The organism is Butyrivibrio sp. Su6, from assembly GCF_900108105.1.
In the GTDB taxonomy this organism is placed as follows: domain Bacteria; phylum Bacillota; class Clostridia; order Lachnospirales; family Lachnospiraceae; genus Butyrivibrio.
Genome location: NZ_FNUR01000003.1, coordinates 341,675 through 358,355, shown reverse-complemented (window position 1 = coordinate 358,355; position 16,681 = coordinate 341,675). Strand labels below are relative to the sequence as shown.

Annotated in this window: 15 protein-coding genes and 1 other annotated feature; all 15 genes read left to right on the top strand. The window is 41.0% G+C overall.

The window, feature by feature from the left end:
- The first annotated feature begins 152 nt into the window (after positions 1-152).
- Positions 153-725, top strand: a complete 573-nt coding sequence (locus C4S54_RS05695) for a hypothetical protein (RefSeq protein ID WP_146059964.1) — start codon at positions 153-155, stop codon at positions 723-725.
- Between the two features lie 371 nt (positions 726-1,096).
- A complete protein-coding gene (locus C4S54_RS05690) occupies positions 1,097-1,432 on the top strand; it encodes a hypothetical protein (protein ID WP_022774658.1) in 336 nt (111 codons plus the stop codon).
- 141 nt (positions 1,433-1,573) lie between these two features.
- On the top strand, positions 1,574-2,773 hold the full coding sequence (gene glf / locus C4S54_RS05685) for a UDP-galactopyranose mutase (RefSeq protein ID WP_103868659.1): 1,200 nt from the start codon (positions 1,574-1,576) through the stop codon (positions 2,771-2,773).
- Between the two features lie 183 nt (positions 2,774-2,956).
- Positions 2,957-4,261 (top strand): flagellar filament capping protein FliD, encoded by a 1,305-nt coding sequence (gene fliD / locus C4S54_RS05680; RefSeq protein ID WP_160110690.1) that lies wholly within the window; start codon positions 2,957-2,959, stop codon positions 4,259-4,261.
- Positions 4,262-4,403: 142 nt separating this feature from the next.
- Entirely contained in the window at positions 4,404-6,245 is a 1,842-nt protein-coding gene (locus C4S54_RS05675; RefSeq protein ID WP_103868657.1) for a hypothetical protein, read from the top strand.
- The gene (locus C4S54_RS05670; RefSeq protein ID WP_103868656.1) at positions 6,242-7,288 is read left to right on the top strand and encodes a glycosyltransferase; all 1,047 of its coding nucleotides are present in this window, start codon (positions 6,242-6,244) and stop codon (positions 7,286-7,288) included. The genes C4S54_RS05675 and C4S54_RS05670 overlap by 4 nt, the downstream gene beginning before the upstream one ends.
- Before the next feature lie 134 nt (positions 7,289-7,422).
- Complete coding sequence (gene rpmG / locus C4S54_RS05665) at positions 7,423-7,572, top strand: 50S ribosomal protein L33 (protein WP_013281689.1); 150 nt, start codon at positions 7,423-7,425, stop codon at positions 7,570-7,572.
- 32 nt (positions 7,573-7,604) lie between these two features.
- Complete coding sequence (gene secE, locus C4S54_RS05660) at positions 7,605-7,901, top strand: preprotein translocase subunit SecE (protein ID WP_103868655.1); 297 nt, start codon at positions 7,605-7,607, stop codon at positions 7,899-7,901.
- A gap of 15 nt (positions 7,902-7,916) precedes the next feature.
- Positions 7,917-8,540, top strand: coding sequence for a transcription termination/antitermination protein NusG (nusG, locus tag C4S54_RS05655; RefSeq protein ID WP_022774667.1), 624 nt, complete (start codon positions 7,917-7,919; stop codon positions 8,538-8,540).
- A 223-nt stretch (positions 8,541-8,763) separates the two neighbouring features.
- Entirely contained in the window at positions 8,764-9,189 is a 426-nt protein-coding gene (rplK, locus tag C4S54_RS05650; RefSeq protein WP_022774668.1) for a 50S ribosomal protein L11, read from the top strand.
- A 13-nt stretch (positions 9,190-9,202) separates the two neighbouring features.
- Complete coding sequence (rplA, locus tag C4S54_RS05645; RefSeq protein WP_022774670.1) at positions 9,203-9,892, top strand: 50S ribosomal protein L1; 690 nt, start codon at positions 9,203-9,205, stop codon at positions 9,890-9,892.
- A gap of 129 nt (positions 9,893-10,021) precedes the next feature.
- The gene (locus tag C4S54_RS05640; protein ID WP_103868654.1) at positions 10,022-11,272 is read left to right on the top strand and encodes a CapA family protein; all 1,251 of its coding nucleotides are present in this window, start codon (positions 10,022-10,024) and stop codon (positions 11,270-11,272) included.
- Positions 11,273-11,354: 82 nt separating this feature from the next.
- Positions 11,355-11,484 (top strand) — a sequence feature (ribosomal protein L10 leader region).
- 20 nt (positions 11,485-11,504) lie between these two features.
- Entirely contained in the window at positions 11,505-12,077 is a 573-nt protein-coding gene (gene rplJ / locus C4S54_RS05635; RefSeq protein WP_022774673.1) for a 50S ribosomal protein L10, read from the top strand.
- 70 nt (positions 12,078-12,147) lie between these two features.
- Positions 12,148-12,522, top strand: coding sequence for a 50S ribosomal protein L7/L12 (rplL, locus tag C4S54_RS05630; RefSeq protein ID WP_022774674.1), 375 nt, complete (start codon positions 12,148-12,150; stop codon positions 12,520-12,522).
- Between the two features lie 281 nt (positions 12,523-12,803).
- Positions 12,804-16,661, top strand: coding sequence for a DNA-directed RNA polymerase subunit beta (rpoB, locus tag C4S54_RS05625; protein ID WP_022774676.1), 3,858 nt, complete (start codon positions 12,804-12,806; stop codon positions 16,659-16,661).
- Positions 16,662-16,681 lie beyond the last annotated feature (20 nt).

Sequence of the window (16,681 nt, the reverse complement as noted above, 5' to 3'; positions counted from 1 at the left end):
ATTGCAAGCAGATCTTAGATGATAAAATAAGTTCAAAACTAAATTTTTGTCCCCTTTGCGGGACTCGCCTCTTTGACGAGAGCAAAACATTTTTTATCACTATTTACAGTGTGGGGCAAAGAGAAAATGTTGCCGGGGAGATGCTTATCTTTGTGGATGAGAGAATTCTCTATGAGGCTACGCCCGGAAATGGTGTTTTTTTTAATATCAACGGAGGCTTTCATACTATCAAGTTCAGAAGCGGTGTGAGGACTAAAGTAATACAGATCCTTATAGATTCTGACTTTGAGATCAGGGCTTATTTCAATTCTCTCACAAGCCTTATTGAGACAAATGTGAATCCTTTGGAGGGAACAGGAGCTGGCCATACTCCTAAAGAGATTGCGGCTGAGCAGTTTACCGAGCCTAAAATGGTTTCAGATATTGGAGAAAAGGGATTCCAGATGATCCTCGGTGAGGAAGAGCCTGACTATGATGTAGAAGCTACAAGTGGACTTATGGTTGGAAAACTTAAGATCTACGGCGACAGGATGGAGTTTTCTCCTGACAGGATAAATAAAACTGATGTGACTGACTTCATAAAAATCGTCGCAGTTAGGCGTAAAATGGGCGCTATAGACGTTCAATGTGAGGGAAATGTTCATAAAATTTATAGTATTCCGAAAGATACCTACAATGAGATTATGGTATATTTAACCAATAGAATTCAGGAAATAAGGGGATAATTCGGAATTCAGGTATAGACACAAAACAAAATAACATACATTATATGATGATAAACAGCACTCTGGTGCTGTTTGTTTTTTCGTCAATTGTTCTGATAATTCCTTCGGTTAACGAATGTGCGTCAATATGCTGTTAACGTAAAAAAGTCATCATTGTAACAATGAATTGTGAAAAAAGTGTGAACACTTTCGCAAATTCTTGTTATCATATGCATTTTCGTTAAAATGCCAAAAAACCCTCGTCAAACTTGATGAAAATTTATTAGAAAATTCCCCTAAAAAGTGAATGACGAAAAAACGTTAATGTGGTAGACTTTACTTTGCCAAAAGAATGATTATTCACAAGATAAAAAATAAATAGGAGGTATGACATGACAAAGGCAGAAATTTTAAAAAGAGAAATCTTACAGCAGTATAAGAGTGTCAGACAGTTCGCAATAGATATGTCTATTCCATATAGCACACTTGTTACAGCACTTGATAGGGGGATCGAGGGTATGGCTTACGGTACAGTTATAAAGATGTGCGATCGTCTTAACTTGAATCCAGTTGATTTTTCAACACTGGAGCAGGGAACTGATCTTGGCAAGAAGATTGTTGAGAACCGCGTTATGCAGCAGTATGTTAAGCTTAACAAGGCTGGACGCAAGAAAATCCTTGATATGATGGGTGACTTCTCACAGCTTGATAAGTACCAGGCTGACTGATTTCAAAAGTGGCGCATGACCATATACAGGTAAGTGCTTTATATTGAAAATTTAAGTAGCTATGTGACATAAGTCGCATAGCTATTTTTTTTCTGTTATAATGTAGCAGATATAATCATAAATTGAGATAGGAGAAGTATCATGAAATACGATTATCTGGTGGTTGGAGCGGGGCTTTTCGGAGCTGTGTTCGCGCATGAAATGGCTGTTAAGGGCAAGAGTGTCCTTGTTATAGACAAAAGGTCACAGGTGGCCGGAAATATTTATACAGAGAACAAAATGGGAATAAATGTGCATAAGTACGGCGCGCACATTTTTCACACTTCAGATAAAGAGGTGTGGGACTATGTTAACAGGTTTGCTGAATTCAATAACTATATTAACTGCCCTGTAGCTTCTTATAAGGATGAACTTTACAATCTTCCATTTAACATGAACACCTTCAGTAAGATGTGGGGAATCAAGACTCCTGCTGAAGCAAAGGCTATTATTGACAAGCAGGCCGGTGAAGAAATAGAGAGAATGAACAGGGAGAAGGGCACAACTGAGTTTGTTGCTGACAACCTTGAGGAGCAGGCTCTTTCTCTTGCCGGTAGAGATATCTATGAGAAACTTGTTAAGGGCTATACTGAGAAGCAGTGGGGAAGAGACTGCAAGGACCTTCCTGCCTTTATCATCAAGAGACTTCCTATGAGATATATCTATGACAACAACTACTTCAATGACAGATATCAGGGTATCCCTATGGGAGGTTACACTGCACTTGTTGAGAAGCTTCTTTTGATCGGAAAAGAGGGAGAAGTGCCATTTGTCTCAGGTTCTATAACTGTTAAGACAGATACTGATTATTATGACTTTGTAAAGATGGAGGGCAATCTTCCTGCGCAGCCTTTTGAATCAGTAAATGGTGACAGTTTCGAGAAGATTCTTTTCACAGGTATGATTGACGAATTCTTTGGTTACAAGCTTGGAACCCTTGAGTACAGATCACTTAGATTCGAGACTGAGGAACTTCCTGATGTTGATAACTACCAGGGCAATGCGGTTGTCAACTATACAGAAAGAGATATTCCTTATACAAGGATGATCGAGCATAAGCACTTCGAGTACGGCACGGGCAAAGGAACTATCATAACAAGAGAGTATCCTGCAAACTGGAAGCATGGCGATGAGCCATATTATCCAATGAATGATGAAAAGAATAATAAGCTCTTTTCACAGTACACAGAACTTGCCGGCGAGTACAGGAACATCCTCTTTGGCGGAAGACTTGGCCAGTACAAGTATTACAATATGGATCAAGTTATAAGGGCTGCTCTTGATATGGTTGCAGAGCAGTAATCATATTACAATAATTTATGCTTTTTTAATTTTTATTTCGAATATGTTTATTGACTTATTTGCACTTTTAGGTGAATATATAAGTAACTAAAGGTGGCTAGATGTGCCCTCGTGCGATAGATGCCAATGGAATGGCAGAGGAAAGGACTCGTACGTTATCAAGGAAGAAAGGAGGGGCTACATATGGCAGGCGTTTCTTTAAATGGCGTTTACAACCATTTCATACAAGATTACGTTTCTAAAGATGTTACACAGGCTGATGCGCATCGCAAGGATGAGCTTCGGGATGTGTATAAATCTATTGCAAAAATCAATAAACAGTCCCCTCTGTATTTGTTAACGGACGATGATATAACCCGCAACGATGCGATTGAGATAAAAGAAAAAGCAAGACTTCTTCAGGGCAATATCTTTAGCCTTAGTAATCAGGAAGATAAGTCTTCGCTTAATCATACCTCTGCGTTTACGTCAGACGACGAAAAGGTGGATGCTTCTTATATTGGCAAAACTCCGGATGACGATGTTGGCAGCGCAGGTTTTGATATTGAAGTTTCGCAGCTTGCTACAGGTCAGACCAATACCGGTAAATTTATAGTAAAGGATTCTTCGTCAGTTCTTTTACCTGATAATTACGCATTTGATGTCAGGATTGATAAACAGGAATATGAGTTCCAGTTCAGTGTTTATCAGTCTGATAAGAATATAGATGTTCTTCAGAAGCTTGAAAAGCTCATTAACAGGGCGGGAATAGGGCTTAATGCCGAGGTTGTAGAGAGCGGTGATAACAGGGCGGCGCTTCAGATAGGAGGCACCCACACCGGTATCAGGACCGGTGAGAACAGTCAGTTTGAAGTTTATGAGTCCTCCGGCGAACTTGCGACAGGTTCTGTTGCAGCTCTTGGACTTGACCAGATATCCTCACCTGCAGCAAACGCGCACTTTACCTTGAATGGTGAAGACAGGATGGCTATATCCAATCATTTTACGGTTGGCGGTAAGTTTGATATTCAGATAAAAGATATTACTACATCGCCTGTAAGTGTAGGGGTTAAAAGAGATAACGAGGCGCTGGTAAAGCATATTTCGTCTCTTGTTGATAATTACAATAAGTTCGTGCTCGAAGCATCAGGTAAGCAGGATGCGAAGTTTAAGAGTGACAAGCTAAAGAGTGAGGCAATAGGCATTGCAAGGCAGTATATGTCAGGCATAGAGGATATGGGAATTAAGCTTGAGGGTGAAGGAACCATCTCTATAGATGACGAAATGCTGCATCAGGCGGTAGCAGGGCTTCAGAATGATGAAATGCTTAAGCCGATCAGAAACTTTACAGATGCACTTATAAATAAGGCAAAAGATATAGCTGTTGACCCTATGAAATATGTCGACAGGCCGGTTGTTAATTATAAGAATCCGGACAGCAGGGACAACACAGCATCACCGTATATTACAAGCGAGTACTCAGGAATGATGTTCAATAATTATTGCTGAGATCGCGCTTAAGTTACCTTTTCTGCAGGAAGGTGACTTGAAATAATATATAGAAGCGGCGTACATCATGTGTATGCCGCTTCTTTGCATTTGTGGGGATTTACTCTATCGTGTATAATGGCGTAAGTGAGGTAAAAAACTGATGATATTTGTGATGACGATTGTGGCTATGCTGCTTTTAAGTGTCTGCATAGCTGATAGATATAAAGTGAGTGTTGGCGATGGAATAGCCCTTTCCGGCTCGGTTACAATTCTGCTTCTTTATGTTCTTGCTTTTTTTAGGGGCATGAAGCTGATTGGGGTTATTGGACTTATATTTGTTGTGGTGGTATTTAGGCTAAAGAAATATGTATTTGACCCGCTTTTGCTTATGTTTGTGGTAACGGTGGCTGCAGTTACCCTTCTTACAGGGCAGCAGGTTTTCTCCTGGTGGGATGACATTAATTTTTGGTCATCTGATGCCAAACAGCTTTTTTATATGAATGGATTTCCGGGAAAATATGGAAATGTTTCTCCTGAGTTTGGGGATTATCCACCTGTTACATCAATATTTAAATGGCTCTTTTTACAGATAAGTTCCGGAAGTTATAATGAGAGCCTCCAATTTGCAGGCTATTTTGCATTAAATCTAACTTTTCTCATGCCACTAGCAGGCAGGCTGAAAAAGTGGGCAGAGGATGGATTTAATTGCAGAGGGGCAAAAAAAGCCGCTCTTCTGTTGATTTGTTTTGCATCGGTAGCTCTTTTGCCCGGGGTATTTAATGGGATAATATATTACGGAACACCTGCTGATATAACCATGGGAATTGTGTACGGAGCCCTTCTTCTTGCCATTTATGAACAGGAAATGGTTGGCGAGAATTTTTACTATATCAGGATCACGCTGTACTCGGCAGTTCTTTTCCTGACTAAGTCTGTGGGCGTAGAGTGGGCGATATTTGCATTTCTCTTTTACCTTATAACCAGGAAAAAGAGCTGGAAAATACTGATAACCGGTGCTGTATCAGGTGGATTTTATGTAAGCTGGCTGCTGTTCTGCCTTATCAACCGAAGAGTTGCAAAGCTGACCGGAGCGGGGCTTCGTATGGCAACATCCGGAACCTACACTGCGCCACAAAACACAATGGAAAAGGCAAGATACTTCATAGAGGGATTTTGGACAATGCCTATGCATGCGGATTCAAATCTTACATTTGATATCTCTACAGGCGTTGCAGTCCTGGTTCTGGCAGTATTTCTTTTTGTCTTAATGAAAAGTGGAATCTTTGAGAAAACAGAGGCAAAGAAAGTTGCGATTTTTCTGGTGATATCTGGACTTTTATGCTACGGGATCATATTCCTTGCTCATATTTCTATATTTCAGACGGAAGATCAGTACCTGGATGCTTATGCCATGGCTGTTTCCATCGCAAGGTATGCCTGTCCCTTTGCTCTTGGAGGTTTCTATCTTTTAATGGGGGCTTTTTGTGACAGGAGTGGTAAGATACCGCAAAAGAGTGGAATGAGGATAGGAATCGCATTTCTTTTGTTTGTTCTTTTGACTGCTGATTATACGGGCGTTTACAAGCACTTGCTTGGCTACAGAAAAAGTGTAGAGGAAAACATAAATTATTGTTATGATATGGTTGGTGATGAAGGCAGGATTTTAGTGGATAAAGTTGCGCAAAATGAGAGCCTTTGGGGAAAACGTGTTCTTGTCATGCGAGACGGCCATACATACACATGGGTTCATGACACTTATATAAGTAAAGAGGCTTCACCTGTGGCCCTTGTATATGACGGTTATCTGGCTGAACAGGAGAGCTCTGCGGACATGGCGGGCAAGATAGTAACAAGCCATGCTTCATATTTATATGTGGAAGATGCGGATGGAATGGCAAAAGATCTTTTTTCTCCCCTGATGAAGGAAGGAGAAGAGTTTACTCCATGCACCGTTTATAAAATTGAAATAAGTGAAGAGGGAGTTGTTCTTACTTCAATATGAATATACCGATTATAATTCCGGCTTACGAACCGGATGAGAAGCTGATAAAGCTGGTGGATGAATTAAATAGCGCTTCAGTAGGCCCCGTTGTTGTTGTAAATGATGGCTCGGATAAAGTAAAATTTGGCCACATTTTTGACAGTGTTAAAAAGAGCGGGGCCATTGTCCTTGAGCATGCGGTCAATATGGGAAAGGGCAGAGCACTTAAGACTGCCTTTAACTATTGCCTTAATGAATATGAGGATCTGGCGGGAGTTATCACTGCTGATTCCGACGGACAGCACACGGTTTCAGATATTAAAAAGTGTATGGAAGCTCTTTTGACTGATCCTAAGGCTCTTGTACTGGGCGTGAGAAATTTTGATGAAAGCGGAATACCTGCAAGGTCCGTATTTGGAAACAAGGTTACACGCAGGATAATGAAGCTGCTTGTGGGACTATCGATCAGTGATACTCAGACCGGGCTCAGGGGAATTGGGCCTTCCTTTATGAAATATCTTTTGACTGAGGATGGGGAACGCTTTGAGTTCGAGACTAATATGCTGATAGCTACAAAGGATCAGGGAGTGCCTATAATCGAGGTGCCTATCAGCACTATATATTTAGAAGAGAATAAGTCCAGCCACTTTAATCCGATAGTTGATTCAATCAGGATTTATGCTATTTTCCTTAAGTTTTTGTTTTCTTCTTTGTCGTCAAGCGTTGTCGACATGGTGATGTTCAGTATATTCTGCGCCATATTCAGAAACGTTCCGATGGCAATCGGGTATATTATGCTCTCAACAATCCTGGCCAGAGTTATTTCTGCGATTTACAATTTTGCAATTAATTATGGCATTGTATTCAAAGGAAAAGGAAGTAAATTTAATGCTGCGGTCAAATATTTTGTTCTTGCAGTATGCATTATGCTTCTTAGCGGTTTCTTTGTAACGGTAGGACATGGATTGTTTGGCGGTGTGCCGGAAATAGTTGTTAAGGTGCCTGTTGACTGCGTCTTGTTTTTGCTTAGCTTTATCGTTCAGAGAGAAATTGTTTATAAATAAAAAAGTCATTGACTAAGATTAGTTACTATGATATATTAGACAAGCGACTAAAGATTTACGTCTTTTTTTTATGCAAAAAAATGATGATAAAAGGCGCAAAGTTAAGATAATTAGAACACACCGGAGGTGAGATTATGCGTACAAGAATTACATTAGCATGTACAGATTGCAAGAATCGTAACTATGACACAACAAAGGATAAGAAGACACATCCTGATCGTGTTGAGATGAAGAAGTACTGCCCATTCTGCAAGAAGCATACATTACACAAGGAAACAAAGTAATTTCATTCCTTATTAGGAGGGAGACTACGGGTATGGAAGAGACCAAGGTAGTAGATAACAAGTCTGAGCAGACTAAGAGCTCTTCTGCCAAGAAAAACAAGAAATCAAAAAACGGACTTCTTGGAAAGATCGGTGCAGTGATCACTAAGATTGGTGATTTCTTTACTGGGGTTAAGGCGGAGTTTGGTAAGATTATTTGGCCAACTAAGGATGATGTGATCAAACAGACAACAGCAGTTGTTGCTGTATCAATCATTTGTTGTGCTCTTATCGCTGTATTGGACTATGTGTTTGAATATGGTATGAATTTCATAACATCTATATTCTAATTTAAAGGAGATAATATGTCAGAAGAAATGGAAAAGTCTTTTGAATCTGATGAGCAGTTAGAAAATGCAGAAGCTCCTGTTAATGAGGAGGCTGAAGCACCTGTTGCAGAGTCTGTCAACGAGAATGCTCATTGGTATGTTGTTCATACATATTCAGGATATGAGAACAAAGTAAAGGCCAATCTTGAGAGCGCTATTGTTAATAGACATCTTGAGAATCAGATTTTTGAGGTTAGAGTTCCTCTGCAGGATGTTGTTGAAGTTAAGAATGGTGTGCGCAAGAATGTGCAGAGAAAAATGTTCCCTGGCTATGTTCTTGTCAACATGGATATGAATGACGAAACTTGGTACGTAGTTCGTAATACACGTGGAGTTACAGGGTTCGTTGGACCGGGAAGCAAACCAGTTCCGCTTACAGATGCAGAGATTAAACCTCTCGGAATCAAGACTGATACAATTTCTGTTGATTTCTCAGTTGGTGATGAAATCGCTGTTGTTGCCGGTGTTTGGAAAGACACTGCCGGTGTTGTTCAGAGAATGGACTTTGGTAAACAGACAGCTACAATCAATGTTGATCTGTTTGGCCGCGAGACTCCGGTTGAGATCAGTTTCGCAGAAGTTAGAAAGATTGATTCATAATATTTTAGATATTCGATGCGTGAGCATTTGAATATATAGCAATCACAGATTGCACGTAACCGCTGAGTGGGAGCAAAACCCATCGAGCGTATTCCGCTCGATGTTGGTTTTGCCCCTGCGATAGGTTCCAGCCGAGGTTTTCTCGAGGCTGTTGAACCGAACCGCTGGGAGCAAGACCATTGTGGGGATTGCGTCCGACCACATATTTTCAGGAGGTGCCATTATGGCAAAGAAAGTCGAAGGATACATTAAGTTACAGATCCAGGCTGGTAAAGCAACACCAGCACCACCAGTTGGACCAGCACTTGGTCAGCATGGTGTAAACATCGTTGAATTCACAAAGCAGTTCAACGCACAGACAGCAGATAAGGGTGACGTTATCATCCCTGTTGTTATCACAGTTTATGCAGACAGAAGTTTCACATTCATCACAAAGACTCCACCTGCTGCAGTTCTTCTTAAGAAGGCAGCTAAGATCCAGAAGGGTTCAGGAGTTCCTAACAAGACTAAGGTTGCAAAGATTTCTAAGGAAGAAATTAGAAAGATTGCAGAGACAAAGATGCCTGACCTCAACGCTGTTGACATCGATGGTGCTATGAGCATGATCGCTGGTACAGCACGTAGTATGGGAATCGTAGTAGAAGACTGATGGAGGATGAGAGATGAAACACGGAAAGAAATACGTTGAAGCTGCTAAGCTTATTGATAAGACACAGCAGTATGAAGCCGCTGATGCAATAGCTCTTGTTAAGAAGTCAGCTACTGCAAAATTTGATGAGACTGTAGAAGTTCACATCAGAACAGGTTGTGACAGCCGTCATGCTGATCAGCAGATCAGAGGCGCAGTTGTTCTTCCTAACGGAACAGGTAAGACTGTTAAAGTTCTTGTATTCGCTAAGGGCACAAAGCTTGACGAGGCTCAGGCTGCAGGTGCAGATTTCGTTGGCGGTGAGGAACTTATTCCAAAGATCCAGAACGAAGGATGGCTTGACTTTGATGTTGTAGTTGCAACACCTGACATGATGGGCGTTGTAGGACGTCTTGGTAAAGTTCTCGGACCTAAGGGTCTCATGCCAAACCCTAAGGCTGGTACAGTTACAATGGATGTTACAAAGGCTGTTAACGATATCAAGGCTGGTAAGATCGAGTACAGACTTGACAAGGCTAACATCATCCACGTTCCAGTTGGAAAAGCTTCTTTCTCAGAGGAGCAGCTTGAACAGAACTTTAACGCACTTATGGATGCTATCTCAAAGGCTAAGCCTTCATCTGTAAAGGGTCAGTACCTCAAGAGCATTACTCTTGCTACAACAATGGGACCTGGCGTAAAGGTTGTATCAAACAAGTATTAATTTGCATAAATGCAAGTATGAAGCGAATCGCATTGCGGTTCGCTTCTTTTTATATTCAGAATTGAGCAGGGTAGTCTTCTTGATTATGGAATATTAGAAAACCACAATATATTGTGGTATTATAAAATAATGAGACATGAATATGACTATGATAAAAACACAAACGGAACTTCTGCTATAAGGGTATTCTTATTAACCTTGTCGATCATACTTATAGTTGGAATTCCTTCTTTGTTTGTCATAAAGAGACTTGGTGAGCATGATGATGCCGGAGAAGTAAAGCTGGCAAGTGGATGGGAAAAAATACCTGAAGCCGGAGTGGTCGAAAACGTTGTGGTATCCGAAGGTGAGCAGGCGGAAGAAGAATTGATTATTCCTGAAGAAGATAAAGCATACACTCATGTGATTGAGACTTCATCTGACGATTCTGTTACTATTGGTTTTGCCGGAGATATTCTGTTTGATGATAATTATGCAGTTGGCAATGCGTTCAAGAATGCAGGGAATTCTGCTGAAGGAGTTGTGAGTCAGAGCCTTCTTGAAAAAATGAGAGCTGCTGATATTATGATGGTTAACAACGAATTTCCATATTCCTATGGAGGAACTCCTACTGAGGGAAAAACTTATACCTTCAGAGCTAGACCTGAAACAGCTTCAATTCTTAATGAGATGGGAGTTGATATTGTTGGCCTTGCAAACAATCATGCCTATGACTATGGAGAACAGGCTCTTCTTGATACAATGGATACGCTTGACAGTGTAAGCGTTACTTATGCAGGAGCGGGTAACAACATAGAGGAAGCATCACACCCTGTGTACTACATTACAAGTAGCGGAATGAGAATCGCTATCATATGCGCAACTCAGATAGAAAGACTTGATAATCCTGATACAAAAGGGGCTACGGAGTCTGCTCCCGGTGTTTTCAGATGTCTAAATGATGCTCTGTTGCTTCAAAAAGTTAGAGAGGCAAGAGAAAAGAATGCTTATGTTATCGTTTTTATTCATTGGGGAACAGAGAGTACTTCTGAAATAGATTATCTTCAGGTGGATCAGGCAAAAGAAATTGCTGATGCAGGGGCCAATCTGATAGTTGGAGCTCATCCACATGTGCTTCAAAAAATTGATTATGTGAATGGTGTTCCGGTTATATACAGCCTTGGCAATTACATTTTTAACTCCAAGACACAGGATACTGGAATGATCCTGACAACGCTGCATAAAGATGGCGTTGTGAATATCCAGTTTGTACCGGCGATACAGAGTGGTTGTTCAGTATATGAACCCGCTGATGATGAGAGACTTAGGATACTTAATGAAATGGCCGGAATGTCACCGGGGATTACTCTTGATACAAATGGATATATATCTATGAGGTGAGCGCAATTGAAATAATAAACAAAAAATAGTAGAAAAGTGTTGACATGAATATTTGAGTATGTTATTTTATTAAGGTCGTCGAAAAAGACGATAATATATGCCGAAGACAGTAGGTGTTCTTTTGAACATAATGAGCAATCGCCTACCGAGGAAAAGTTAAAACATGACTTTTTACCTCTCGATGTCTTCGAGAGGTTTTTTTCGGCGGTTAATTCTATAAGGAGGTAAAAAGATGGCAAAGGTTGAATTAAAAAAGCCTGTAGTTGAAGAAATTTCAGAGAAGATTAAAGACGCTCAGGCTGTCGTACTTGTAGATCACCGCGGACTTACTGTTGCACAGGATACTGAGCTTCGTAAGAAACTTCGTGCAGAAGGCGTAACATATAAGGTTTACAAGAACACGATGATGAACTTCGCATTCCAGGGAACAGATTTCGAGCAGCTTAAGGATCTCCTTAATGGTCCTAGCGCTATGGCTGTATCTGCAACAGATCCAGCAGCTCCAGCTCGTGTTCTTTATGAGTTTGCTAAGACTGCTAAGGCTCTCGAGATTAAAGGTGGTGTTATAGAAGGTAAGTTCTATGATGCAGCAGCAATGACAGAAATTGCTACTATCCCTTCAAGAGATGTCCTTCTTTCAAGATTGCTTGGTTCTATGCAGTCACCTATTACAAACTTCGCTCGCGTTATCAAACAGATCGCAGAGAAGGATGGCGAAGGCGCTACAGAGGAAGCTCCAGCTGAGGAAGCTGCAGCACCTGCAGAGGCAGAAGCTCCTGCAGCAGAGGCACCAGCAGCAGAGTAATTTGCTTGCACCATGTGCTTAGAAAATGAAAACAAATAATTTTTAATTATACTATACGGAGGTATATAAAATGGCAAAGTTATCTACAGCAGAAATTATTGATGCTATCAAAGAGTTAACAGTTCTTGAGTTAAATGATCTCGTAAAGGCTTGCGAGGAAGAGTTCGGCGTATCTGCAGCAGCAGGCGTTGTAGTTGCAGCAGCTCCTGGAGCAGCAGCAGCTGGTGAAGAGAAGACAGAGTTCAACGTAGAGCTTACAGAAGTTGGTCCTAACAAGGTTAAGGTTATCAAGGTTGTTCGTGAGCTTACAGGTCTTGGTCTTAAGGAAGCAAAGGAACTCGTTGATGGAGCTCCTAAGATGATCAAAGAGAACGCTTCTAAGGCAGAAGCTGATGACATCAAGGCTAAGGTTGAGGCTGAAGGCGCTAAGGTTACTCTTAAGTAATTTTTCGATCTTCGAATTTAATCAGAAAAACATAATGGGCGGTTTACACAAGGTAACTTGTGTAAGCCGTTTTTTCTTTCACTTGATTTAATTTATATGATGAGTTTTTCTGGCATTTTTCTCACATATGTGTTTTAAAGAAAATGCTTGACACAAATTTTCATTCGATGTATTATGGATAATGCACTATTGTGGTGTGGTGGGCTTTTTTGCGCGCTTTTTTAAAGTGCTCTAAAATGCCTCTTTTCCACTACTAAAAAATAAGAACGGGGTGAATGTCAATGGAAAAAAACAGATTACATCCTACCGGCTCTGGTAAAAATATTCGTATGAGTTTCCAGCGCCAGAAGGAAGTCCTGGAGATGCCAAACCTTATTGAAGTTCAGAAGAACTCCTACCAATGGTTTCTTGACGAAGGCTTAAAAGAAGTCTTTGACGATATCTCTCCAATTGAAGATTACAGTGGTAAGCTTAGTCTTGAATTTGTTGATTTCAAACTTTGTGAAGATGAAATTGATAAGAATAAGAATACTATTGAGAAATGTAAAGAGAGAGACGCTACTTTTGCAGCGCCATTAAAGGTTAAGGTTCGTCTTCATAATAAGGAAAAAGATGAGATTACCGAACATGAGATTTTCATGGGCGATCTTCCTCTTATGACTGCAACTGGTACCTTTGTTATCAATGGAGCTGAGAGAGTTATTGTCAGCCAGTTGGTTCGTTCACCCGGTATCTATTACGATATTACATACGATAAGATTGGTAAAGAGCTTATCGCATGTACAGTCATCCCTAACAGAGGAGCATGGCTTGAGTATGAGACAGACTCTAATGATGTGTTCTATGCAAGAGTAGACAGAACAAGAAAAGTTCCTGTTACTGTTCTTATCAGAGCACTTGGTATTGGATCTAATGAAGAGATTCTTGAACTTTTTGGTGATGAGCCTAAGATTCAGGGAAGCTTCTCAAAGGATTCATCTACTGATTATCAGAGTGGTCTTCTTGAATTGTATAGAAAGATTCGTCCTGGTGAGCCTCTTTCTGTTGAAAGCGCAGAGAGTCTTATTAATGCTATGTTCTTCGATCCTAGAAGATATGATCTTGCTAAGGTTGGTAGATACAAGTTTAATAAGAAACTTCACTTTAAGAATCGTATCAGCGGACATGTTCTCGCAGAGGATGTTGTTGATGAGACAACAGGTGAGATGATCGCATCAGCTGGAACAAAGGTTGATCGCGCTCTTGCTACAGAGATCCAGAACAGCGCTATTCCTTATGTGCTCATTCAGTCAGAAGAGCGCAATGTTAAGGTGCTTTCAAATATGATGGTTGACATCACTCACTTTATCGAGTGCGATCCTGAGCAGCTCGGTATCAATGAGGATGTTTATTATCCTGTTCTTAAGGAGATTCTTGACGAGTACACAGCTAAGAATGATCCTGAAGGACTTGCTGAGACTATTAAGAAGCGTGTTCATGAGCTTATTCCTAAGCACATTACAAGAGAAGATATCATCGCTTCTATTAACTATAACATTCATCTTGAGTATGGAATTGGTAACGATGACGATATCGATCACCTCGGAAACAGACGTATCCGTTGCGTAGGTGAACTTTTACAGAACCAGTATCGTATCGGATTATCAAGACTTGAGAGAGTAGTTCGTGAGAGAATGACTACTCATGATACAGAGGAAGTTTCTCCTCAGTCACTGATCAACATTAAACCTGTACAGGCTGCTGTTAAAGAATTCTTTGGTTCTTCACAGCTTTCACAGTTTATGGATCAGAACAACCCATTGGGTGAACTTACACATAAGAGACGTCTTTCTGCCCTTGGTCCTGGTGGACTTTCAAGAGACAGAGCCGGATTCGAGGTTCGAGACGTACACTATACACACTATGGCCGTATGTGTCCTATCGAGACACCTGAAGGACCTAACATCGGTCTTATTAACTCACTTGCTAGCTATGCAAGAGTAAATGATTACGGATTTGTTGAGGCTCCATACCGTAAGGTTGATCAGTCTGATCCTGCTAACCCAAGGGTTACAGATGAGGTTGAGTACCTTACAGCTGATGAAGAGGATAATTACCATGTAGCTCAGGCTAATACTCCTCTTGATGAGAATGGATACTTCAAGAAGAACACAGTTTCTGGTCGTTACAGAGAAGAGACTTCTTCATATCCTAAGACATCATTTGAGTATATGGACGTATCTCCTAGAATGGTATTCTCAGTTGCTACAGCACTTATCCCATTCCTTGAGAACGACGATGCTAACCGTGCGCTGATGGGATCAAACATGCAGCGTCAGGCGGTGCCACTTTTAACAACAGAAGCTCCTGCTGTAGGTACAGGTATGGAACGTAAGGCAGCTGTAGACTCTGGTGTCTGCGTAGTTGCAAGAAAAGCCGGAACTGTAGATTTTGTAGACAGCAAGCTTATTCAGATGACATATGATGATGGTGAGAAGGAAGAATTCCATCTTATTAAGTTCCAGAGATCTAACCAGAGTAACTGCTACAACCAGAGACCTATAGTCTTCAAGGGTGATCATGTAGAAGCTGGTCAGGTTATCGCAGATGGTCCTTCAACATACCAGGGAGAACTTGGTCTTGGTAAGAACCCTCTTATCGGTTTCATGACATGGGAAGGTTATAACTACGAGGACGCTGTTCTTCTTTCAGAGAGACTTGTTCGTGACGATGTTTATACATCTGTTCATATTGAAGAATATGAGGCAGAAGCTCGTGAGACAAAGCTTGGACCAGAAGAAATCACACGTGATGTACCTGGTGTAGGTGATGATGCACTTAAGGATCTTGATGATCGCGGAATTATCCGTATCGGTGCTGAGGTTCGTGCGGGTGATATCCTTGTTGGTAAGGTTACACCTAAGGGAGAAACAGAGCTTACAGCTGAAGAGAGACTCCTTAGAGCTATCTTCGGTGAGAAGGCTAGAGAGGTTCGTGATACTTCTCTTAAGGTTCCTCACGGCGAGTATGGTATCGTTGTTGATGCTAAGGTATTCACAAGGGACAATGGCGATGAACTTTCACCTGGAGTAAATCAGGCAGTTCGTATCTATATTGCTCAGAAGAGAAAGATCTCTGTTGGTGATAAGATGGCTGGTCGTCATGGTAACAAGGGTGTCGTTTCTCGTGTACTTCCTATAGAAGATATGCCATATCTTCCAAACGGTAGACCACTTGATATCGTGCTTAACCCTCTGGGCGTGCCTTCTCGTATGAACATTGGACAGGTCCTTGAGATTCACCTTTCTCTTGCAGCTAAGGCTCTCGGATTTAACATTGCTACACCTATCTTTGATGGTGCTAACGAGATTGATATTCAGGATACCCTTGAAATGGCTAACGATTACGTTAACAATTCATGGGAAGATTTTGAAAAGAAATATAAAGATCTTGTTCATCCGGAGATTATGGATTATCTCTATGAGAACAGAGATCACAGAGAACTTTGGAAGGGCGTTCCGATCAGATCAGATGGTAAGGTACAGCTCCGTGATGGTAGAACAGGTCAGAAGTTTGACTCACCTACAACTATCGGACACATGCATTACCTCAAACTCCATCACCTGGTTGATGATAAGATTCACGCTCGTTCAACTGGTCCTTACTCACTTGTTACACAGCAGCCTCTGGGTGGTAAAGCTCAGTTCGGTGGACAGCGTTTCGGTGAGATGGAGGTTTGGGCACTTGAGGCTTATGGTGCTGCTTACACTCTTCAGGAAATCCTTACAGTTAAGTCTGATGACGTTGTAGGACGTGTTAAGACTTATGAGGCAATCATCAAGGGTGATAACATACCTGAACCTGGTGTTCCAGAAAGTTTCAAGGTTCTTCTCAAAGAGCTTCAGTCACTTGGTCTTGATATTAAAGTGCTTCGTGAAGACAATACAGAAGTTGAGATTATGGAAAGCGTTGATTATACAGATTCTGATTATCGTTATGAGATTGAAGGCGATAATGCAGGTCGTGATTATGGTCAGGAATCATTTGAAGCAAATGGATTCTCACAGGGTCAGCTCAATGAAGATGGCGATATTGTAGCTGAAGAGAGTTCAAATGATGATTTTGAAGCAGAGGAAAACTTCGACGATTTCGAAGAGTAATCTGATTAAAAGTAATTGTG